We start from the raw sequence: 1756 nt of genomic DNA, 5'->3' as shown, positions 1-1756 counted from the left end.
TCAAACTGTAATTTTTTTCTATTTACCACCTTAAAAGAGCTTGTTAAATAAGATTTTTAGCGAATAAAACGTTAAATAGTTTAAAATTATCAGATAACACTAGATATTTTAGTCTATTAATTATTATAATAGAGTATGAGATGGTTATATAATTGAGACAAAAAAGGTATACACCTAGGTGGGGCCTAGGCGGTGTTTCTCTTTTACGGCTTAGACATAGAAAACACCTACACTTTTTTGCCAATATAGGGGATGGAGAGATTATCATGAGCAACATGCAGCAAAAAACAGACGTTATCTTAATTGGTGCAGGAATTATGAGTGCAACGTTAGGCTCATTACTAAAAGAATTAGCACCAGAATGGGAAATTAAAGTTTTTGAAAAACTCGCAAGTGCCGGGGAAGAAAGCTCTAACGAATGGAATAATGCAGGTACAGGGCATTCTGCGCTATGCGAACTGAACTATACTTCCGAAAAAGCTGACGGATCTATAGATATTAGTAAGGCTGTAAAAGTGAATGAGCAATTCCAGCTTTCAAGACAATTTTGGGCATATCTTGTAAAGAGCAAATTAATTCGTAATCCACAAGATTTTATTATGCCACTACCTCATATGAGTTTAGTACAAGGGGAAAAAAATGTTGAGTTTCTAAAAAACCGTTTTGAAGCGCTTTCAAAAAATCCACTGTTTCAAGGAATGGAATTTTCTGATGCTCCTGAAACATTAAAAAAATGGCTTCCACTCATTATGGAAGGTCGCACATCTAATGAACCGATGGCGGCAACGAAGATTGACTCTGGAACAGATGTTAACTTCGGTGCATTAACACGTATGTTGTTTGATTACTTAAAAACAAAAAATGTCGAGCTAAACTACAAGCATAGTGTCGAAAATATTAAGCGCACGAAAAATGGTTTGTGGGAAGTAAAAGTACACGATATGAATAGTGGTAAAATTGAGCATCATACTGCTAAATTCGTCTTTATTGGCGGCGGTGGCGGTAGCCTACCTCTACTTCAAAAGACTGGTATCCCTGAATCAAAGCATATCGGTGGCTTCCCAGTAAGTGGACTATTTATGGTATGTAAAAACCAAAAAGTTGTAGAGCAGCATCATGCGAAAGTGTACGGTAAAGCTAAAGTTGGCGCTCCGCCAATGTCTGTACCTCATCTAGATACGAGATATATAGACAATAAAAAAGCTTTACTGTTTGGACCATTCGCAGGCTTCTCACCTAAATTCTTAAAAACTGGCTCAAATCTTGACTTAATCGGTTCTGTAAAACCGAATAACGTCTTAACGATGTTAGCCGCTGGTGTAAAAGAAATGGGACTTACAAAATACTTAATTCAGCAAGTTATGTTATCACATGAAAAACGTATGGAAGAATTACGCGAATTCATTCCGAACGCGAAAAGTGAAGATTGGGATATTGTAGTTGCTGGACAACGTGTACAAGTAATTAAAGATACTGATGCTGGCGGTAAAGGAACACTTCAATTTGGTACAGAAGTAGTAAGTGCAGCTGACGGCTCAATCGCCGCATTACTAGGCGCATCACCAGGTGCTTCTACTGCTGTTCACGTCATGCTTGAAGTATTAGAAAAATGTTTCCCAAGCCGCATGGTAGAATGGGAAGAAAAAATAAAAGAAATGATTCCTTCATATGGCATTTCACTAACTGAAAATCCAAGATTGTTCCAAGATCTTCACACTTCTACTGGTCGTACACTTGGATTAAACGAAAAAGAAAC

General features: G+C 37.3%; 1 protein-coding gene. It reads left to right on the top strand.

The annotated features are described in order from the left end of the window. Positions 1-266: 266 nt before the first annotated feature. Positions 267-1756, top strand: a 1490-nt coding sequence (locus tag ACQGS6_RS27860) for a malate:quinone oxidoreductase (protein WP_426965986.1), incomplete at its 3' end; no start/stop codon positions are given.

The sequence above is a fragment of the Bacillus sp. GMs2/2 genome (assembly GCF_050172095.1).
In the GTDB taxonomy this organism is placed as follows: Bacteria; Bacillota; Bacilli; order Bacillales; family Bacillaceae_G; genus Bacillus_A; species Bacillus_A cereus.
This window is presented reverse-complemented; position numbering and strand designations above follow the sequence as displayed.